Origin of the sequence: Nocardia arizonensis, assembly GCF_001310275.1 — a bacterium.
In the GTDB taxonomy this organism is placed as follows: domain Bacteria; phylum Actinomycetota; class Actinomycetes; order Mycobacteriales; family Mycobacteriaceae; genus Nocardia; species Nocardia arizonensis.
In genome coordinates this window covers 24,788-44,291 of sequence record NZ_LGYZ01000083.1, presented here as the reverse complement: position 1 = coordinate 44,291, position 19,504 = coordinate 24,788, and the positions used below count along the sequence as shown (strand labels likewise).

The window sequence follows — 19,504 nt, the reverse complement described above, 5'->3', positions numbered from 1 at the left end:
GACGGGGCTGGTCGGTGACCTAGTCGGTGACGTAGCCGTTGAGCGTGCCCTGGAGATCGACCAGCAGGGCACGGGCCGCGGTGAGTCCGTTGCCGTGCCAGACCGAGTCGTCCACGGCGAAGACGCGGTGGTCGGTGGCGGCGCCGAGCTCTTTCCAGGCGGCGCCACGCAGCACTTTCTCGCCGTACGCCTTGCCGCCCTCGCCCGCGAAATCGACATAGATGATGTCGCCTTCGGCCTTCTTCGCCAGTTCCTCGGTGGTGATGTCGGCCGAGGCGCCGCGCTGCGCGGCGGGACGCTGCACGCCGGTGTCGGCGAGCACCTGACCGGCGAAGCTGTCGTTGCCCTGAATCCTGATGACATCGGGGGTGAACCGCAGCACCGACGCCTGACTCTGGCTCGCGGCCAACGCCACGCCGGTCTCGCGGGCCTGGGTGCGATAGGACTCGAGCGCGGCCGCGGCCGCGTCGCGGCGGTTCATGCCCGCCGCGAAGGCGGTGAACACGGCCTGCCAGCTCGGGGACCGTCCGACCAGCACCGTCGGCGCGATGGCTTGCAAGGCACCGAAAGTCGCCGCGCCCGCGGGTACTTCGCCGAGGATCAGATCCGGGTGCAGGTCGGCGATGCGGGCGAGATCGGGCTGCTCCGGCGAGCCGAGATTCGGAATCGCGGTGACGCCGTAGCCGAGATACACCGGATGCGGGCGCGGACCTTCCGAGACCGTCGCGCCGACGACTCGCTCCCACAGACCGAGCGCGCACGCGGCGTCCAAGGCGGAGTTGGTGAGGACGACGATGCGGCGCGGGTCGGCGGGAACGTCGGTGACGCCCGCGGCGTGGGTGACGCTGCGGGCGCCGCCGGTCTGATCGGGCGCGCTCGGCAGCGGGCATGCCCGGGACGTGTCGCGTTCCAGGCCGACCACGCCCGCGCCCGCGATATTCGTCGTGGTGCGCACGATGGAACTCGCGTCGTCGCGCCGGTCGCCGCAGCCGGTGACCAGAACCATGGCGCAGGCCGCGGTCAGTACGGCCGTGCCGTATCGCGAGACGGCCGTACGGTTTCGGATGCGGACGCGTGCGCTCACCGACATGCCGGAGAGGGTACCGTCGCGCCGATCAGCCGACGTCGCCGCCCAGGCTGAAGCGCGCGCCGGTGCTGTCGGTGACGGCGGCCATGCGGCCGTAGGGGGTGTCCTGCGGCGGCGAGAGGACCGTGCCGCCGAGTTCCACCACCTTGGCCACGGCCTTGTCCACGTCGTCCGCGCCGAAATAGACCGTCCAGCCGCCGGGCGCGTCCGGGGGCAACACCGAGGCGTCCATGACGCCGCCGCGCATGGGACTCGTCGAATGGATGGTGGAGTAGCGGAATCCGGCCTCCTCGGGCATGGGGACGGCGAAGGTGTCGTTCCAGCCGAAGACGTCGCGGTAGAAGTCCAGTGCGGCGTCGTAGGCGTGGGTGTGCAGTTCGAACCACGACGGCGCGCCGTCGTGATCGCGCCACTTGCCGTCCTCGACGAGCGCGTTGGTCTCGATGCCGGCGAAACTGCCCGCCTGCCATACGCCGACGCCCGAATTCCCCGGATCGCCGAGTATCGCCATGACGCCGAGATCACCGACCGGCATCGGCGCCACGCAGATCGCGCCGCCCTTGTCGGCGGCCGCCGCCGCGGTAGCCCGCGCGTCGGTGGACGACAGGTACACCGTCCACTGATCCGGTCCCTCCGGGCTGTCGGGCTGCTTGGCCATACCGCCCGCGACCGCCTTGCCGTTCTTGCGGAAGGTGATGTAGCCGCCGAATTCGGGTCCGCCGCGCTCGGCGGTCCAGCCGAACAGGTCGGTATAGAAGGCGATGCTGCGTTCGGGATCGGCCGTGAACAGGTCGATCCATACCGGGTCGCCGGGTTTGGGCTGCGTCATGTCGAATCTCTCCTTTGCAGGTCGTGAGCAACGGGTATCGGTACAGACGTGCGCGAGCCCGGAAACTCATCGGTGGCCGTCGAACCAACGAAATACGACAGAGAGTAGGACCAGTGCGGACGGCCGAGGCCGCACGGTTTACGATCACAAGAGCGCAAGCTAACTGTCGTCTGTTCCGGTCACGGAATGGATCCAAACAGCGGAGCCTGCGGAGCGACCTACAGGCATCTTCAGGAGGATCAGTGACTGCGGTAGAGCCCAGACCAGTCCCTCAGTTGGAAGCGACTCGACCGTATCCGGCCAGAACCGGGCCGAAGGGTTCGTTCCTCTACAAGATGGTGACCACCACCGACCCCAAGGTCCTCGGGGTCATGTACCTGGTGACCGCGACGAGCTTCTTCCTCATCGGTGGCCTCATGGCGCTGCTGATGCGCGCCGAGCTGGCGCGGCCAGGTCTGCAATTCCTGTCGACGGAGCAGTTCAACCAGCTGTTCACCATGCACGGCACGATCATGCTGCTGTTCTACGCGACCGCGATCGTGTTCGGCTTCGCCAATATCGTGCTGCCGTTGCAGATCGGCGCGCCCGACGTCGCCTTTCCGCGCCTGAACGCCTTCAGCTACTGGCTGTACCTGTTCGGCGCCTCGATGGCGACCGCGGGCTTCGTCACCCCGGGCGGCGCCGCGGACTTCGGCTGGACGGCGTACGTGCCGCTCACCGATATCCTGCACTCGCCCGGCGTCGGCACCGACCTGTGGATCCTGGGCCTGGCGGTCTCCGGTCTCGGCACCATCCTGGGCGCTGTCAACATGCTGACCACGGTGGTCTGCCTGCGCGCACCGGGTCTCACCATGTTCCGCATGCCGATCTTCACCTGGAACATCGCCGTCACCAGCGTGCTGGTGCTGCTGGCGTTCCCGCTGCTGACCGCGGCGCTGTTCGGTCTGGCCTACGATCGTCACCTCGGCGGGCACATCTACGATCCGGCCACCGGCGGCATCCTGCTCTACCAGCACCTGTTCTGGTTCTTCGGCCATCCCGAGGTCTACATCATCGCGCTGCCGTTCTTCGGCATCGTCTCGGAGATCTTCCCGGTCTTCTCGCGTAAGCCGATCTTCGGTTACACCACGCTGGTCTACGCGACCCTCGGTATCGCGGCGCTGTCCATCGCGGTGTGGGCACACCACATGTACGCCACCGGCGCGGTGCTGCTGCCGTACTTCTCGTTCATGACCTTCCTCATCGCGGTGCCGACCGGCGTGAAGTTCTTCAACTGGATCGGCACCATGTGGCGGGGTCAGCTGACCTTCGAGTCGCCGATGCTGTGGTCGCTCGGCTTCCTGGTGACCTTCCTCTTCGGCGGTCTGTCCGGCGTCATCCTGGCCTCGCCGCCGCTGGACTTCCACGTCACCGACTCGTACTTCGTCGTCGCGCACTTCCACTACGTGCTCTTCGGCACCATCGTGTTCGCGACCTTCGCGGGTATCTACTTCTGGTTCCCGAAGATAACCGGCCGCATGGTGGACGAGCGCTTGGCGAAGTGGCACTTCTGGACCACCTTCATCGGCTTCCACACCACCTTCTTGGTGCAGCACTGGCTCGGCGCCGAGGGTATGCCGCGTCGCTACGCCGACTACCTGCCCTCCGACGGTTTCACCACCCTGAACACTATCTCCACGATCGGCGCCTTCGTCCTCGGCGCCTCGATGCTCCCGTTCATCTGGAACATCTTCAAGAGTTACCGCTACGGCGAGGTGGTCACCGTGGACGATCCGTGGGGCTACGGCAACTCGCTGGAATGGGCCACCACCTGCCCGCCGCCGCGGCACAACTTCTACGAGCTGCCGCGCATCCGTTCCGAGCGCCCCGCGTTCGAGTTGCACTACCCGCACATGGTCGAGCGCATGCGCGCCGAGGCGCACGTGGGCTGGGGCTCGAGCAAGCAGGTACACGAGGAGCCCACCGCGGTCGCCGCGAAGTAGTGGTATCGGTGCGGTAGCGCACTAATATTCAAGCGACGAGTGTGCACCCGCTGGTCATCCAGCGGGTGCACACTCGTTTGACGAGGTAGCAGCCCCGAACGGTAGCGGCAACGGCGACGCGGCACAGGAGGGCGGACAGACTTGGAGCACATCGACTTGGCCGACACCATCGTTCTCGTCACCGTGACCGGACCCGACCGCCCCGGCGTGACGTCGGTGCTGCTCGCGGCCATGTCGCGCCGCCACGTCAGCCTGCTCGACGTGGAACAGGTGGTGATCCGCGGGCATCTGACACTCGGAGTGCTGGTCACCTGTCCCGGCGACCCGGAGGTGTTGCAGGACGAACTCGAAGAGGCCATGAGCACCGTCGGCATGAGCGTCGAGGTCGAGGTCGACGCGAAGATCGGCCGTCCGCCCCTCTCGACGCACGCCGTGGTGGTGCTGGGCAGTCCGGTCACCGCACGCGCGTTCAGTGCCATCTCACGCCAGCTGGCGGCCCTCGGCGCCAATATCGACACCATTCGCGGTATCGCCGACTATCCGGTGACCGGTATGGAGTTGCTGGTCTCGGCCACCGACACCGGCGCCGACACCGATTCGCGGCTGCGCACGGCGCTGGCCGAGGTCGCGGTGGCCGAACAGGTCGATGTCGCGGTGGAGCGCGCCGGTCTCGCCCGCCGGGCCAAGCGGCTCATCGTCTTCGACGTCGACTCGACCCTCATTCAGGGCGAGGTCATCGAGATGCTGGCCGCCCACGCCGGGGTGGAGGATCAGGTCAGGGAGGTCACCGAGGCGGCGATGCGCGGCGAGTTGGATTTCGCCGAATCGCTGCGCCAGCGGGTCGCGACCCTGGCGGGGCTCGACGAATCGGTGATCGAGGAGGTCGCCGATCGCATCGAACTCACCCCGGGCGCGCGCACCACGATCCGCACGCTGCGTCGGATCGGATTCCGCTGCGGTGTTGTCTCCGGCGGGTTCCGTCAGGTCATCGAACCGCTCGCACACGAACTGGAATTGGATTTCGTCCAGGCCAATACCCTCGAGGTCGAGAACGGCAAGCTCACCGGCCGCGTGGTGGGCGAGATCGTCGACCGTGCCTACAAGGCCACCGCCCTGCGCAAATTCGCCGCCGAGGCGGGTGTGCCGATGGCGCAGACCGTCGCGGTCGGCGACGGCGCCAATGACATCGACATGCTCAACGCCGCCGGACTCGGGGTGGCCTTCAATGCCAAACCCGCGCTGCGCGAGGTCGCCGATACGGCGCTGTCGCATCCCTATCTCGACGCGGTGCTGTTCATCCTCGGCGTGACCCGCGACGAGGTCGAGGCCGCCGATGCCCGTGACGGCGGGGTGCGCCGGGTTCCCTTGGTCGGCAGCTGAATCCGGTTCCGCGCGACATTCGAACCGTTGAGGCAAATGTCCGGCGATCCGGGATTCCCCGCTGTCATTGCTGATCCAGCCGAGGCTCGGTAGCGGCACGTCGAGCCGTCCGGTGCCCGGGATCGTCCGCCCGGATCGCTCGTGCCTGCCCGGGGCGCGGCTCCGCGGTGCTGTCGCGGTTCCGATGCGGCCGGTGGCGCCGCGATTCCGTCGGATCGGGTCCGCTGATCGCTCACGGGTTTGCCGGCCAATTCCTCGGCCGGACGGAGATGAGGGATCGGCGGCTCGATAGAGGAGTTCTGTTCCGAAGACTCGCTGGATAGTCGACTCTCGCTGGGTTTTCGCGCCGGTCGGCTCGAAAGTGCCGCGCGCCGGCCCGAGTTGCTCCATGATTACCACTGGTTCGGACAGGTTGCGCCGGGCCGGTTGACCATTCGGCGGAGCGGAGGGTGACGTGCGTAGTTCCGTATCGGTCGCGGTATTGCTCACCGCGGGTCTCACCGGCTGCGCCGCCAAGGGCGATACCCGTTACGAGGTGGACGACGCGGCGGCGGCGCGGGTGGCGCAGGCGCGCGGCGGCGGGGCGGCGGTCGCGGTCACCGAGGCCGACAATGGCGGGATGCGCAGGCTGGCAATCGGTCAGCGACTGACGGTGTCACTCCCGTGGAATCCGAGCACCGGATACACGTGGCGGCTCGGACAACTCGACCGCGCGGTCGTCGGACAGGGGAGGGAGGCGGAGGTCGGGGAGGATTCCGCGGTGCCGGAGCCGTTCGGTGGCGAGGGCGGGCAGACATGGACCTTCACCGGGAATGCGGCGGGTAGCAGCCCGCTTGTGATGGAGTACGCGCGGCCGTGGGAGCACAGCGTCGAGCCCGCGCGGATATTCACGGTGACGATCGAGGTGAGCTGATGTGAGCGGCGAGGACAGTGCGGCCGAATACCGAGGTGGTGCCGCGGCGATGATGGATTCGCCGGTGCCCCCGGTGGATTCGTCCGCCGAACAGGCGGCGCTGCCGTCGGAGGGCTTCCGGGTCCGGCACGCGGAACTGGCGCGCGGGTACGGCGGCGCGCCCGATCCGCACGACACGGAGCAGGTGCAGGCCATGCAGATGGTGCTGCATCTGCCGAAGCTCGATCCGCCGACGCGCAGCGCGCTGCTGGCCGCCGCGGCGAGTGCGGCGGTCGCGCTGTGTCTGGACGAGCGGGTCGGTCCGGGAGGGCCGTGGGAGCAGCGGTATCTCGGTTGGAGGCGTTCGCGGATCCGTAAGGTCGCGCGGCGGGCCCGCGGTGCGCAGTGGCTCGCGGCGAACGAGGTCGACGGTGTGACGGTCGAGGTCGCGGGCGCGCGGGCGCGCGCCTTGGTGCCGGGGCCGGTCGGCTCGGTCGATCCGCGGATTCGTCGCCTCCAGATCGGCGGCACCGATCTCGAACACGACGATCCCGGCGAGCCGGACCCCGACCTGCCGGTGCTGTGGGTGCACAAGGAACTGGGCATGACCGTCGGCAAGGCGGCGGCGCAGGTCGGGCACGCGAGCATGCTGCTTGCGGGCGCGTTGACCCCGGAACAGGCGTGGCGGTGGGCGCGGCGCGGATACGCGTGTTCGGTGCGCGATGCCGATCCGCGGTCGTGGCGGTCGCTGGTCGATCGGGTTTCGGCTGGGGCCGCGGTGGCCGTGCGCGATGCCGGATTCACCGAGATCGCGCCCGGATCGTTGACGGTGATCGCGGAACCCGCGCGCGATCGGTGAGGCGAACGGCGGACGGCCGATGCGGGTTCGGCCGTCCGCGCGATAACGGAAGAGATCCGACGATCGGAAGAGGAAGGAGCTTCGCAGGCGATTTGTCCGTTTCATCCCGCGGCGTGTGGCCGCGGGGACATTCGGGTACCCGTCCATTCAGGACTGCCCCAGACTGTTGCGGAGGACGTCACGTCATGTCCACTGTGTTGCTGATTCTGGTCGGTTGGTTGGCGCTGTCTTTCCCGTTCGCTCTGCTCGTCGCCAGGATGTTCCGATCCCACGACGACCCGCCCGCCGATCCCGCGCGCACCCCGCGCCGCGCCCGTTCGTGGTCGCGGGACAGAATGCCGCGACCCGCGAGGGTCGGTCGGGCACCGGCGGCCCACGTGGGCCAAGATGGAGCGCGTGGCGCAACCGGATCCCGATCTGCTCATTGATTTCACCGATGTGACCATCCGACGCTCGGGGCACACCCTCGTCGGTCCGGTCACCTGGCAGGTCGAGCTCGACGAACGCTGGGTCGTGCTAGGACCCAACGGCGCGGGCAAGACCTCGCTACTCCGCATGGCCGCCGCCGAGGTGCATCCGACCTCGGGCATCGCGCATCTGCTCGGCGAAGTACTAGGCAAGACCGATGTCAGCGAATTGCGTCCGCGCATCGGACTGTCCTCCGCGGCCGTGGCCGCCCGCGTGCCGCGCGAGGAGAAGGTCAGCGACCTCGTGGTCTCCGCCGGTTACGCCGTGCTCGGCCGCTGGCGCGAGCGCTACGACGAAGTCGACACCGACCGCGCCATCGACATGCTGGAAAGCCTTGGCGCCGAACATCTCTCCGACAGAACCTACGGGACCCTGTCCGAGGGCGAGCGCAAGCGGGTGCTCATCGCCAGAGCGCTCATGACCGATCCCGAACTGTTGTTGCTCGATGAACCCGCGGCCGGACTGGATCTCGGCGGCCGCGAGGAACTGGTGGAACGCCTCGGTGACCTCGCCGCCGATCCCGACGCCCCCGCCATGGTGCTCGTCACCCACCACGTGGAGGAGATCCCGCCCGGCTTCACCCACGGTCTGCTTCTCAACGAGGGCGCGGTCGTCGCGCAGGGTCTGCTCAGCGATGTGCTCACCGCCGAGAACCTCAGCGACGCCTTCCGCCAGTCGATCACGCTGAACCGCGTGGACGGCCGCTACTTCGCGCGCCGCAGCCGCAGGGCGGGCAAACACCGATCGCGATAGGTCCGACACCGCCCGGCGTCGCACGTTCGTACAGCGTATGGTGGCGTGGTGAGTGAGACAGACCCGATTGCCGACTCTCAGCCGCAGGTTCCGCCCCTCCGTGACGCCTCCACCGTCATGCTGGTCCGCGATGGCGCCGACGGCCCCGAGGTATTCCTTCAGCGCCGTGTCGGCGCGATGTCCTTCGCCGCGGGCATGACGGTGTTTCCCGGCGGCGGCGTCGATCCTTCCGACGGCACCGCGGATATCGCCTGGGCCGGTCCCGGACCTCGGTGGTGGGCCGAGAAGTTCGCGACCACCGAGGTGCGCGCCAAGGCCCTGGTGTGCGCGGCGGTGCGGGAGACCTTCGAAGAATGCGGAGTCCTGCTCGCGGGTCCCACCGCCGACACCGTCGTCTCCGACACCGCCGGATACCGGGACGCCCGCGGTCGCATGGAACGGCGCGAGATGTCGCTGGCCGGTTTCCTGGCGGCGGAGAAGCTCGTACTGCGCGCGGATCTGCTGCGCCCGTGGGCGAATTGGATCACCCCCGTCATCGAACCGCGCCGCTACGACACGCGGTTCTTCGTGGCGATCCTGCCCAGCGGTCAGCGCGCCGACGGGGCCACCTCCGAGGCCGCGCACGTCCAGTGGCGCACCCCCGCCGCCGCACTCGACCGCTGGCGCGCGGGCGAGGACGTCCTGCTCCCGCCCACCTGGTCGCAATTGGACGCGCTGGCGCGTTTCGGGTCGGCCGCGGAGATATTCGCCGCCGAACCCGTCATCGATCCGATCATGCCGGTAGTCGGGGGCGACACCGTGACCGGGTTGAGTTTCCCGTTCGACGAACGCTATTTCGCCGAACTCCCCGATCACACCCGCCTGAAGGGTTCCGCCCGCGGCTGAGCGCGTTCGCCCGCGCGGTAGCGTTCCCGCATGGCCGAATTCGTGACCCTGGATCTCGTCGAGGGCGATACCGCGCGCGGTGTGGCGGTGCTCAGGATCGATCGCCCGCCGATGAACCTGCTCAGCGCCCAGGTACTGCGCGAGGTGGCCGAGGCCGCCGACCGGGTCGCCGCGGATCGCGCGATCGCGGCGCTGGTCGTCTACGGCGACGAACGGGTCTTCTGCGCCGGTGACGATCTCGCGGAACTGGCGACGTGGAGCCACCGCGAAGCCGAGGCGATGGCTGCCGACATCCAAGCGGCCCTCGGCTGCCTGGCCCGTGTCCCGCAGCCCACCGTCGCCGCCATCAGCGGCTACGCTCTCGGCGGCGGCCTGGAGTTGGCGCTCGGCGCGGACCGCCGCATCGTCGGAGACAACGCCAAACTCGGCTTTCCGCAGATCACCACGGGTTCGATCCCCCTGGCGGGCATTCGCAGGCTGACCACCCTGATAGGCCCCGGCGCTGCCAAGGATCTCGTCTACACCGGCCGCTTCGTAGAGCACGCCGAAGCCCGCGCACTCGGCCTGGTCGACGAGGTCGTGGCACCCGACGATGTCTATTCGGCCGCTCTGAGCTGGGCCACCCGCTTTGTCAACGCCCCCGCCCGAGCCCTCGCGGCCGCCAAAGCGGTCTTCGAAGCGGGCTCACACGGTACGGACCGAGCCCGCGGCGAATGGTCGGGGCTGTTCGAAACCGAGGACCTCCGCGCCGGACTCGAATCCGCCCTGGCCAACGGCCCCGGCTCCGCGGTCTTCACCGGCCGCTGATCGGGAAAACGACTACCGTCCCGTCCCGGCGACAGCACGCGTTCCCGCCACCCCCGACCGGTTCGCCGGAGCGCGGGAGAAGATAGGCTACGCATCCATGACGGTCCACCCCGACGACCCCGCGCCGAACCCGCATGCCACCGAGGCAGAGGTCGAAGCCGCGCTCAAGGATACGAAGCTCGCTCAGGTTCTCTACCACGACTGGGAAGCGGAGACCTACGACGACAAGTGGTCGATCTCCTATGACGAGCGCTGTATCGAGTACGCGCGAGGTCGCTTCGACGCCGCGGTAGGTTCGGCCCCGTTGCCGTACGAGCGTGCGCTGGAGCTGGGCTGCGGTACGGGATTCTTCCTGCTGAACCTCATGCAGGGCGGCGTGGCGAAGTCGGGTTCGGTGACGGATCTGTCGCCGGGCATGGTGAAGGTGGCGCTGCGCAATGCCGTCAACCTCGGTCTGGATGTGGACGGCCGGGTCGCCGACGCCGAGACCATCCCCTACGACGACGACACCTTCGATCTGGTCGTCGGCCACGCGGTGCTGCACCACATCCCGGATGTGGAACTGGCGCTGAAGGAGTGCCTGCGGGTGCTCAAACCGGGTGGGCGTTTCGTCTTCGCGGGCGAGCCCACCACCGCGGGCAATTTCTATGCCCGTTGGCTGGGGCGTATCACCTGGAAGGCCACCACCACCGTCACCAAGTTGGGGCCGCTGGCGGACTGGCGTCGTCCGCAGGAGGAGTTGGACGAGTCCTCGCGCGCCGCGGCGCTGGAGGCGGTCGTGGATCTGCACACCTTCGATCCGCGTCGCCTCGAGGCGATGGCGCGGTCGGCCGGCGCGACCGAGGTCAAGGCCACCACCGAGGAGTTCGCCGCCGCCCTGTGGGGTTGGCCGGTTCGGACCTTCGAGGCCGCCGTGCCCGCGGAGAAGCTCGGTATGGGCTACCGCATGGCGATGTACCGCGCGTGGCTCGGGCTGAGCTGGGTGGACGAGAACATCATGCGTCGCGTGGTGCCGCGCCAGTTCTTCTACAACGCCATGATCACCGGTGTGAAACCGGGCGTGGCCGCGAAGTAGGTGGGCTACGGCTTCAGCCGCGCGGATGTCGCCTTCCTCGGCGGTGCGGACGGGCGCGCCGCACTCGCCGAGGCGGACGGGCTGGAGCTCACCCCGGCGACACATCTGCGCGATCTGGATCGGGCGCGCCGGGCCTTCGGCGTCCACGCGCCCGCCGTGGTCGAAACCGTGCGGTTGCGCCGCCGTGCCGCGGGCAAACTCCACGATGCCCGGAACTGGCTGTTCACCGACGACGCGCTGCAACAGGCGACCCCGACGCTTGTCGCCCGGCACCGGGCGCGCAGGTTGGCGGGTCGCGCCGTCCACGATGTCACCTGTTCGATAGGTGCGGAACTGGCGGAATTGACCCGGGTCTGCCCGACTGTTCTCGGCAGTGATCTCGACCCGGTGCGCTTGGACATGGCCGCGCACAATCTCGCCGCGCACGACCCGGTCGCGGACGGTCGCGGACGATCGCTGCTGATGAGAGCGGACGCCCTTCGGCCGGTCAGCGTGGGCGTGACGGTCATCGCCGATCCCGCGCGCCGCGCCGACGGCAAGCGCACCCACGATCCGTCCCGTCTGCAACCACCGCTGCCGGATCTGCTCGCCGCCTACCGGGGTCGCGATATCGCCGTGAAATGCGCTCCCGGATTGGATTTCGACCGACTGGACTGGCCCGGGGAGATCGAGGTCGTCTCCCTGGACGGCGCGGTTCGCGAGGCGTGTCTGTGGTCGCCGGGACTCGGCGAACCGGGTATCACCCGCCGGGCGAGCGTTCTCACCTCGACGGGCGCGCATTTCGAGTTGACCGACGCCGATCCGGCCGAGGTACCCGAGCGCGAACCCGGAACGTGGATCATCGATCCCGACGGCGCGGTCGTGCGGGCCGGACTGGTCCGCCACTACGCCGCCGTGCACGGACTCTGGCAGCTCGATCCGCGCATCGCCTATCTCACCGGCGACCGGGTGCCCGGCGGCATGCGCGGCTTCCGCGTCCTCGATCGCATGGAGCTGCGGGAGAAGGCGCTGCGCCAGGAACTGGCCCGTCGTGACTGCGGGGCACTGGAGATCCTCGTGCGCGGTGTCGATATCGACCCCGATGCCCTGCGCAAACGTCTCAAACCGCGCGGTGAGGTCCCGCACACGCTGGTGATCACCCGCATCGGCCGCACCGCCACGGTCTTCCTCTGCGAGGCCGTGCGATCGGCGGCGACCTGAGATGAGCGAATGCTCACTTCTTCGGCGCGGGCGCGCTGATGCCCGAGCGATCACCGGGACGACGGCGTAATCCGACGCAGGCCCGCGCCAGGGAGTCGCGGGAGCGGATACTCGCCGCCGCCGCCGACCTGTTCGCCGCGCGCGGTGTCTCCGACACCTCGACCAATCGCATCGCCGCGCACGCGGGCATGAGCATCGGATCGCTCTACCGGTACTTCGGCGACAAGGACGAGATCGCCGGGGTCCTGCGTGCGCGATTGCCGGCCGATCTGGAGGAGCGTTTCGCCGCCGCGGTCCTCGCCGGACTCACCCGGTCCCCGCGTGACGCGGTGGCGGCCGGCATGTACGCGATCTTGGAAGCGGTCGGCGACCGCGAGGAACTGGTGCGCGCCGATATGCTCGGCGGCTGGATCGAGGCCGTGGCCGTGCCCTAGGCGTCGAGTTTCTTGACGACCTTCTGCACCGTCAGGAAGGTGCGGGTGGTGATGTCCTTGCCGTATGTGCGGTCGAGCCAGGCCATGAAATCGGTGGTCCTGGGATTCGTGTTGTCGATGACCGTGAGGAATGCGCGGGCCGCGCTGTCGTAGCCGACGACGCGGATCAACTCGTCGACGGTCCGCGGCGGCGACACCTCCGGGTTCTGATGCTTGAAGAAGGTCACCGTGAGATAGGAGCCGCGCTCGTGGGTGAGCCCGGCGAACGGGTCGCTGTCGACCAGCGTGCGCAGATTCTCGTAGCTGCGCACGATGGTGCCGCCCGGTATGCCGAGTTCCCGGTTCAGCGCCTCCTGGATGCGATTCTCGAGGTCGGCTTCGTCGGACTCCGAGCATCGGAACACCACATTGCCGCTGGACAGCAGCGTCGCCACCCGGTCGAATCCGAGCCCTTCGAATACGCCGCGCAACTTCTCGTTGCGCATATTCGGATTGCTCGGCATGATCCCGCGCAGCAGCGCCGCGTACCTGTTCATAGCGCGACCGTAGCCCATCGCGGCGACAGGTTCGTGAGGTCGCCGCGATGACCTCACGCCTGCTGGGCGACCCCGTTCTTCTTGCGCTCGATGTCCTCCAGCGCGGCGATGTATTCGGCGCGTTCCGCGGCACCCGCCTCCCACGCGGCCTTGCGGTTCTTGACCACCTTCGCCGGTGCGCCGACCGCGATGGAGTAGTCCGGGATCTCACCCTTGACCACCGCGTGCGCGCCGAGTACGCAGCCGCGCCCGATCCGGGTCTCGCGCAGCACGGTGACCTTGGCGGCGATCCAGGTGTCGGGCCCGATCCGCACCGGACTCTTCACGATGCCCTGATCCTTGATGGGCATATTGATGTCGTCCATCCGATGGTCGAAGTCGCAGATGTAGCACCAGTCCGCGACCAGCGTGGATTCCCCGATCTCGATATCGAGATAGGTGTTGACCACGTTGTCCTTGCCGAAGACGACTTTGTCGCCGATGCGCAGCGACCCCTCGTGACAGCGGATGGCATTGCCGTCCCCGATGTGCACCCACCGCCCGATCTCCATGCGGCTCAGTTCCGGGGTCGCGTGGATCTCGACATTGCGCCCGAGGAACACCATCCCCCGCAGCACGATATGCGGATTGGCCAGCCGGAATTTGAACAGCCGGAAGTAGCGGACGAGGTACCAAGGCGTATACGCCCGATTCGCGAGCACCCACCGCAGCGAGGCCGCCGTCAGAAATCGCGCCTGCTGCGGATCCCGGCGACGCGACCCCCGCCACCGTGAGCGCAACGGCGCGCCCCACATGCTAGTCACGATCCGTCTCCCGTCGTACGCCCGGGCCCGCACCCGAGTGGTCTGCCATTCGGTTACACAGCGTACTTTCCACCCCCCGCCGAAGGCCCCCGGACCCAACTCCCCAAGGACGCCCGCCGCAAGATCGCAGCCCCCGGCAAAAGCCCGGCCCCCCGAACCGCAAGATCCCAAGACCCCCACCTCAGTCCAGGACACACCCAAACCACCACCGTTCTCCAACCCTCCCACCAGGTTCACCCCAACCCCGTCACATCCACACCCAACCCAACCCCGCACGGAGCGAGTCTTACGAGCGACCGTTCGCGGCCGTCTCGCGTCCGAGGGGCCGTGACAATGCGACGCAGTCGCGAGTCGCGGTCCCTCGGACGCGAGACCAAAGGGGCCGCGAACCCGCCGCGACGAAGTCGCGGCAAAACCAACACAGTAGTGTGACGTGCGGCCATCGACCCCGAGGGGAGTAGAGCAGGTGCGAACCGGCAATATGCGGGCTGAATACAGCCGCCCGCGTTTCCCTGTGTCCGTACTGGCGTTGCTGGCCGTGTCGGTCGCGGTGGCGGGCTGCGGCACCGATGTCGACGACATCACGGTGGGTTCGGGGAAGGGTTGGCCCGCCGCCTATCACGATGGCCGCAACGGCGGGGTGACGTCGGTGACGGGTTCGCGGCGGATGGCGTTGAGTTGGTCGCGTCCGGTGGGCGGGCCGGTGGAGCGTCCGGTGTCGATCGGCGCGGAGGGCCAGATCTATCTGACGACCCGGACTCCCAACGGCTGCGCGATCCTGTCGTTCCAGATGCCGACCGGCCGTAAGCGTTTCTGTAATCAGTTGGGCCCGAACGCCGTGTCCTCGCCGTCGGTGGTGGACGGTATGGGCAATGTCTATGTCGGCGACGACGGCGCGGTGAATTCGTTCAACTATCTGGGGCAGCCGCGCTGGCGTACGCCGGTGGCGGGAGTGCCGGTGTCGGTGCAGTTCACCGGCGACGGCCGGGTGCTGACGGTGACGCAGTCGGGTCAGGTGGACGTGCTGAGCAGGCAGACGGGCGCGCGCGAGGTGCCGACGCTACAACTGCTGGGCGAGGCCGATTTCCTGGCGTATCCGGATCTGACCCGTCCGGCCGCGGGCGCGGGTCTCGATGATTGTGTGACCGGCGGTCCGCAGTGTGCGGTTGCGAATATCGCTGCGGTGGACGCGGAGTCGGGTCGTTTCTTCGTGACGGTGTGGAAGCCGGGTAAGCCGGTCGCCTCGCTGGTGGCGTTGAGTTACCGCGGCGGCGCGGTGACCCAGCAGTGGAGCGCGGACGTTCTGGCCGAGGGCAGCGCGACGAGTCCGACGGTGTCGGCGGACGGCTCCACGCTGTATGTGGGCGACAACACCAATCGGCTGCTCGCCCTCGACACCGCCGACGGCCGGACCAAGTGGGTGCGGCAGTTGGGCTTCACGCCGCGTGGCGGGCTGTCGGTGTCGGCGGATGGCGTGATCATGCCCGCGGGCGACGAGGGCTATCTGCTGGCGGTGCGCGACAATGGCGAGCGGTCCGAGATCGTCTGGGAGCGTAAGGATCTGGCGTTGCGCGGCAATCCGGTGCAGACCGCGGGCGGTACCGGTTACACGGTGGCCGCGATCGGTAAGGGGCTGAGTCTGATCACCTTCGACACCGAGACCGGCGAGACCATCGACTCCGATGTGCTGCCGGATGCGACGGGCGGCACCACCGGTACCGCGGTCGGCGCCGATGGCCAGGTTGTCGTTGCGACCTGGATCGGCGAGGTCTTCGCCTTCGAACCGGAGAAGTAGTTCAGCAGGGATTGCCCGGATCCCGTTCCGGCAGTGGCCGTTCCACGATGTTGGGGCGGCCGAGCGGATTGCGGACCCGGCGTTTCGCGGCCGAGTAGACCAGTGCGGTCTCGGCGGCGACCACATCCCAGGCGAAGTCGGCGGTGAGCCGCTCGCGCGCGGCGTAGGCGCGTTGCTGGGTGGCGGCGGGATCGTCGAGGGTCGCGCGTACGGCCTCGACCAGTCCGTCCACGTCGGCGGGTTCGAAGGAGGCGCCGGTGACGCCGTCGATGACGGCTTCGCCGAGTCCGCCCGCGGTGGAGGTGATGAGTGGGGTGCCCGCGGCGGCGGCCTCGAGCGCGACGATGCCGAAGGGTTCGTAGCGGCTGGGCAGCAGTATGGCGTCGGCGCCGTGCAGCCAGCCGAGCAGAGCCTGGTGGTCGAGTTGTCCGGCGAAGGTGACGGCGCGGGCGACGCGGTGGATGCGGGCGCGTTCGCGCAGCCATTCGAATTGGGTGCCGATGCCCGCGACGGTGAGTGTGGTGCCGGGGTGCGCGCGACGGATGCGCGGCAGCGCGGCGATGGCGTCCTGTACGCCCTTCTCGTACTCCAGGCGGCCCACGTAGAGCAGACGCGGCGGTCCGCTGCGGGGTGCGCGGGGCCGGAAGGTCCACGCGCCCACGTCGATTCCGTTGCGGATGACGGTCATGGGGATGCGTTCGGGCCCGTACAGCCGTTCCACCTCGTCGCGCATGGAGGCCGAGCAGGTGATGAGCGCGTCGGATTCGTTGGCCAGCCACCACTCCACCGAGTGGACCTGTTTGTTGACCTTGCCCGCGACCCAGCCACTGTGCCTGCCCGCCTCGGTGGCGTGGATGGTGGAGACCAGCGGCACGTCGTAGTACTCGGCCAGGGCGATGGCCGGATGGGCGACGAGCCAGTCGTGCGCGTGCACCACGTCGGGGACCCAACCGTCGCCGATGCCGGGTTTGCCGAGTCCGACGCCCGCGCGCACCATCGCGTGGCCCATGGCCAGCGTCCACGCGAGCATGTCCGCGCCGAAGTCGAAGCAGGGCGGATCCTCGGCGACCGCGACGACCAGCACGCCCTCGGCGACGAAGGAGTGGGTGGGGTGGGTGCTTGGGTCGGTGCCGGAGGGCCGTCGGGCCAGCACGACGACCTCGTGTTCCGCCGCGGCGAGTTCGGTGGCGAGGTGGTGGACGTGGCGGCCGAGCCCGCCCACGACGACCGGCGGGTACTCCCATGACACCATCAGAATCTTCATGCGCGTCTTTCTCCAGCCGGGCCTTCGTTGGCGGCTTCCGCTTCCGCTGCCGTGGCGTGCGCCCCGGCGGCGCACGTCGGGGCCGTCGTGTTCGCCTCGTGTCGCGCTCCGAGTCTTCTGGCGTCCAGGCCGGGGAAGAGTCCGTCGTCCGTTCCCCATCCTGCCGCCAACTGCCGGGTTTTGGCGACCTGTCCCGCCCCGGCCGCGGCCGCGATCTCGCGCACGGCGTGCGCGTGGCGGTGGGCGCGGCCGCGAGCGTACTCGGCCGCGGAGTCCTTGCTGACCATGAAGGCCCAGTCGCTCGACACGGCGAGGATGGCTTCGCGGAGCAATTGGTCGGCGACGGGGTCGCGCAGGGCGGATGCGCCGCGGTCCTCGGATTCGCCGCCGCTCTCACGCATCTTGTCGATGGTGTCCAGTGCGAGCCGGACGATATCGTCATTGAGTTCGACCAGGTCACGCACCTGATCGCCCGCCCAGACGCGCCAGTCCTTACCTGAGCCCCAGGACGAGTCGGCCAGCGGCACCGGTTCGCCCACATAGCCGCGAGCCCTGGCGTCGGCCAGCGTGCCGACGGTTACGCCGGCTTCGGGCAGGGCGCGCAACACCTCGGCCAACCACTGCGGTCCTTCGTGCCACCAATGGCCGAACAGTTCGGTGTCGAATGCGGCCACGACCAGCGCGGGTCGGCCGATGCGCGCCGATTCCGCACGCAGCCGGTCGCGCACGGTGCGCACGAAATCCTCGACGTCGCGGTGCACGGCGGCGGCGGCGAGTTCGGGATCGTAGGGAGCCTTGTCCGAACCGGCGACGGTCTTGCCGGTGACCCGCGACGGTTTGAGACCGGTCGCGTGATCGTAGTGATGAAAATCACGGTAGGCGGCATGGCCCGGATAGCCGGACTTGGGTGACCAGACCCGGTAGCTCACCTGGAGATCGCGGCCGAACGCGACGACCTCGGCATCGCGCACCGGCCGCCCGAGGCTGCTGTCGCCGCGCAGTGCGGGTCCGTCGACCATGAAATGCGTCACACCGGCGGCGTCGTATTCGGCCTCCATACCGGGGGTGTAGCCGCATTCGGGAGCCCAGATGCCGCGCGGGGTGCGACCCCAGCGCTGATGGGCGTCCGCCAGACCCTCGACCAGCTGGAATCGGCGCAGCCGGGCATCGAGCAGCGGCTGGAAGGGGTGTGCCAGCGGCCCACCGAGCAGTTCGATGGCCTCGGCGTCGATCAGCTGCCGCCAGACCGGCGAGGCGCCGTGGCGCCAGGTGCGCTCGAAATCGGCGAGCGCGGCGGCGGCGAGGCGGTGTTCGTGCCGTCCGAGCGTGAGATTGCCCGCCATCGCGGCCTCGTCGGCGCGCAGCTGCCAGTTGCCGAGCCAGTGGTGCATACCGGACAGGCAGTGCGGATCATCGAGCTGGGCCGCGAGCACCGGGGTGATACCGAGGCTGAGCAGATGTGTACGGCCTTCGGCCGCAAGGGTTCTCAGCACCTCGACGAGGGGAAGATACGACGCCGCCCAGGACTGGTAGAGCCACTCCTCGCCGACCGGCCAGCGCCCGTGGTGGGCCAGCCAGGGCAGATGGGAATGCAGGACCAGGGTGAACTGGCCGGGTACTTCCTCGCTCAAGGCTTCACCGCGATGGCGACCAGGTCGAGGCTCGCGTCGATGTCTTCGGTGCGAAGGGTGAAATCATCGATGGTGACCGCGGCGACATCCGCGGTGAGGTCGGCGGGCCACGGCCGACCGGCCAGCGCCCGCTCGATCTGGGCGTCGATGAAGGAGCCGCCGTGCTTGACGTCGAGCGCCTCGAGCGTCGGGCCGTGGTGCACGCCGGTCATGGTCGGCATGTCGAATCCGGCCTCGACGAGCAGTTCGGTGAGTTCGGCCGCGTTCAGTTCCCGGGTGTGGAACGGATTGAGCGGGGTATCGCGTCCGGGGGAGAACGTGATCCGGTTCGGCGTGCTGATGAGCAGTTCACCGCCCGGGCGCAGCACCCGTAGGCATTCGCGCAGGAACTGGCCCTGATCCCAGAGGTGTTCGATCACTTGGAAATTCACCACCACGTCGACGGATTCGTCATCGAGCGGCAGCTCGGCGAGGTTGCCCTGGATCATTTCCACGCGCGGGTACCGCGCGCGCACGTGCGCGACCGCGCTCGCGTCGTAGTCGAGTCCGATGACCCTGCGGGCGACGGAGGCGATCATGTCCGCGCCGTATCCTTCGCCGGAACCGGCCTCGAGCACGGTCCTGCCCGCGCAGCGGTCGAGCAGTCGGGCGTAGACGATCTCGTGCCTGCGGAACCAGTAGTTCTCCTCGGCGATGCCGGGCACGGTTCGCTCACCGGTCAGCGGCAGCGGTTCGATGCCGATGGCCGGGTCGGTTACTGCGGCAGGGATCACAGCCTCGCTCATCCGTCCGACGTTACTGGTAGCGCCCGCGCACGATATCGG

Annotated in this window: 18 protein-coding genes; 11 read left to right on the top strand and 7 right to left on the bottom strand. The window is 68.7% G+C overall.

What is annotated here, in order from left to right:
- Positions 1–19: 19 nt before the first annotated feature.
- Together APZ21_RS18265 and APZ21_RS18260 are read right to left on the bottom strand one after the other, a co-directional pair.
- Positions 20–1,090 carry an ABC transporter substrate-binding protein gene (locus tag APZ21_RS18265; RefSeq protein WP_054814542.1) on the bottom strand — a complete coding sequence of 357 codons (1,071 nt, stop codon included), beginning with the start codon at positions 1,088–1,090 and terminating at the stop codon, positions 20–22.
- Between the two features lie 25 nt (positions 1,091–1,115).
- Positions 1,116–1,916: a VOC family protein gene (locus tag APZ21_RS18260; protein WP_054814541.1), complete on the bottom strand. Its 801-nt coding sequence runs from the start codon at positions 1,914–1,916 to the stop codon at positions 1,116–1,118.
- 242 nt (positions 1,917–2,158) lie between these two features.
- On the opposite strand from APZ21_RS18260, the gene ctaD reads away from it, so the two are divergent.
- From ctaD to APZ21_RS18210, 10 genes are all read left to right on the top strand, one after another.
- Entirely contained in the window at positions 2,159–3,898 is a 1,740-nt protein-coding gene (gene ctaD, locus APZ21_RS18255) for an aa3-type cytochrome oxidase subunit I (RefSeq protein WP_054814540.1), read from the top strand.
- 150 nt (positions 3,899–4,048) lie between these two features.
- The gene (gene serB, locus APZ21_RS18250) at positions 4,049–5,278 is read left to right on the top strand and encodes a phosphoserine phosphatase SerB (protein ID WP_156371182.1); all 1,230 of its coding nucleotides are present in this window, start codon (positions 4,049–4,051) and stop codon (positions 5,276–5,278) included.
- 454 nt (positions 5,279–5,732) lie between these two features.
- Entirely contained in the window at positions 5,733–6,191 is a 459-nt protein-coding gene (locus APZ21_RS18245) for a protease inhibitor I42 family protein (protein WP_054814538.1), read from the top strand.
- A 52-nt stretch (positions 6,192–6,243) separates the two neighbouring features.
- Positions 6,244–7,029: a peptidyl-tRNA hydrolase gene (locus APZ21_RS18240; RefSeq protein WP_156371181.1), complete on the top strand. Its 786-nt coding sequence runs from the start codon at positions 6,244–6,246 to the stop codon at positions 7,027–7,029.
- A 387-nt stretch (positions 7,030–7,416) separates the two neighbouring features.
- Positions 7,417–8,250 (top strand): ABC transporter ATP-binding protein, encoded by an 834-nt coding sequence (locus APZ21_RS18235; RefSeq protein ID WP_054814537.1) that lies wholly within the window; start codon positions 7,417–7,419, stop codon positions 8,248–8,250.
- A 117-nt stretch (positions 8,251–8,367) separates the two neighbouring features.
- A complete protein-coding gene (locus APZ21_RS18230) occupies positions 8,368–9,135 on the top strand; it encodes an NUDIX hydrolase (RefSeq protein WP_156371180.1) in 768 nt (255 codons plus the stop codon).
- A gap of 30 nt (positions 9,136–9,165) precedes the next feature.
- On the top strand, positions 9,166–9,942 hold the full coding sequence (locus APZ21_RS18225) for an enoyl-CoA hydratase-related protein (RefSeq protein WP_054814535.1): 777 nt from the start codon (positions 9,166–9,168) through the stop codon (positions 9,940–9,942).
- A 97-nt stretch (positions 9,943–10,039) separates the two neighbouring features.
- Entirely contained in the window at positions 10,040–11,017 is a 978-nt protein-coding gene (locus APZ21_RS18220) for a class I SAM-dependent methyltransferase (protein ID WP_054814534.1), read from the top strand.
- On the top strand, positions 11,018–12,217 hold the full coding sequence (locus APZ21_RS18215; RefSeq protein WP_054814533.1) for a THUMP-like domain-containing protein: 1,200 nt from the start codon (positions 11,018–11,020) through the stop codon (positions 12,215–12,217).
- A 38-nt stretch (positions 12,218–12,255) separates the two neighbouring features.
- Positions 12,256–12,651, top strand: coding sequence for a TetR/AcrR family transcriptional regulator (locus tag APZ21_RS18210; RefSeq protein WP_054814532.1), 396 nt, complete (start codon positions 12,256–12,258; stop codon positions 12,649–12,651).
- On the opposite strand, the gene APZ21_RS18205 is transcribed toward APZ21_RS18210, so the two are convergent.
- Together APZ21_RS18205 and APZ21_RS18200 are read right to left on the bottom strand one after the other, a co-directional pair.
- The gene (locus tag APZ21_RS18205; protein ID WP_054814531.1) at positions 12,648–13,187 is read right to left on the bottom strand and encodes a DUF1697 domain-containing protein; all 540 of its coding nucleotides are present in this window, start codon (positions 13,185–13,187) and stop codon (positions 12,648–12,650) included. The genes APZ21_RS18210 and APZ21_RS18205 overlap by 4 nt on opposite strands.
- Positions 13,188–13,240: 53 nt before the next feature.
- Positions 13,241–13,990 carry an acyltransferase gene (locus APZ21_RS18200; RefSeq protein ID WP_054814640.1) on the bottom strand — a complete coding sequence of 250 codons (750 nt, stop codon included), beginning with the start codon at positions 13,988–13,990 and terminating at the stop codon, positions 13,241–13,243.
- A gap of 514 nt (positions 13,991–14,504) precedes the next feature.
- On the opposite strand from APZ21_RS18200, the gene APZ21_RS18195 reads away from it, so the two are divergent.
- Entirely contained in the window at positions 14,505–15,785 is a 1,281-nt protein-coding gene (locus APZ21_RS18195; RefSeq protein ID WP_239476701.1) for an outer membrane protein assembly factor BamB family protein, read from the top strand.
- Position 15,786: 1 nt separating this feature from the next.
- On the opposite strand, the gene APZ21_RS18190 is transcribed toward APZ21_RS18195, so the two are convergent.
- From APZ21_RS18190 to APZ21_RS18180, 3 genes are read right to left on the bottom strand one after another with little or no spacing between them, the layout of a single operon-like run.
- Complete coding sequence (locus tag APZ21_RS18190; RefSeq protein ID WP_054814530.1) at positions 15,787–17,049, bottom strand: glycosyltransferase family 4 protein; 1,263 nt, start codon at positions 17,047–17,049, stop codon at positions 15,787–15,789.
- On the bottom strand, positions 17,046–18,680 hold the full coding sequence (locus tag APZ21_RS18185; protein WP_082393220.1) for a 1,4-alpha-glucan branching protein domain-containing protein: 1,635 nt from the start codon (positions 18,678–18,680) through the stop codon (positions 17,046–17,048). The genes APZ21_RS18190 and APZ21_RS18185 overlap by 4 nt, the downstream gene beginning before the upstream one ends.
- The gene (locus APZ21_RS18180) at positions 18,677–19,465 is read right to left on the bottom strand and encodes a class I SAM-dependent methyltransferase (RefSeq protein ID WP_054814529.1); all 789 of its coding nucleotides are present in this window, start codon (positions 19,463–19,465) and stop codon (positions 18,677–18,679) included. Before APZ21_RS18180 ends, APZ21_RS18185 begins: the two co-directional genes overlap by 4 nt.
- Between the last annotated feature and the right edge of the window lie 39 nt (positions 19,466–19,504).

Coding starts and splice junctions, on each gene's coding strand:
- APZ21_RS18265 (WP_054814542.1), bottom strand. CDS start 1,090: ATGTCGGTGAGCGCACGCGTCCGCATCCGAAACCGTACGGCCGTCTCG.
- APZ21_RS18260 (WP_054814541.1), bottom strand. CDS start 1,916: ATGACGCAGCCCAAACCCGGCGACCCGGTATGGATCGACCTGTTCACG.
- APZ21_RS18240 (WP_156371181.1), top strand. CDS start 6,244: ATGGATTCGCCGGTGCCCCCGGTGGATTCGTCCGCCGAACAGGCGGCG.
- APZ21_RS18235 (WP_054814537.1), top strand. CDS start 7,417: ATGGAGCGCGTGGCGCAACCGGATCCCGATCTGCTCATTGATTTCACC.
- APZ21_RS18230 (WP_156371180.1), top strand. CDS start 8,368: ATGCTGGTCCGCGATGGCGCCGACGGCCCCGAGGTATTCCTTCAGCGC.
- APZ21_RS18225 (WP_054814535.1), top strand. CDS start 9,166: ATGGCCGAATTCGTGACCCTGGATCTCGTCGAGGGCGATACCGCGCGC.
- APZ21_RS18220 (WP_054814534.1), top strand. CDS start 10,040: ATGACGGTCCACCCCGACGACCCCGCGCCGAACCCGCATGCCACCGAG.
- APZ21_RS18210 (WP_054814532.1), top strand. CDS start 12,256: ATGCCCGAGCGATCACCGGGACGACGGCGTAATCCGACGCAGGCCCGC.
- APZ21_RS18205 (WP_054814531.1), bottom strand. CDS start 13,187: ATGAACAGGTACGCGGCGCTGCTGCGCGGGATCATGCCGAGCAATCCG.
- APZ21_RS18190 (WP_054814530.1), bottom strand. CDS start 17,049: ATGAAGATTCTGATGGTGTCATGGGAGTACCCGCCGGTCGTCGTGGGC.
- APZ21_RS18180 (WP_054814529.1), bottom strand. CDS start 19,465: ATGAGCGAGGCTGTGATCCCTGCCGCAGTAACCGACCCGGCCATCGGC.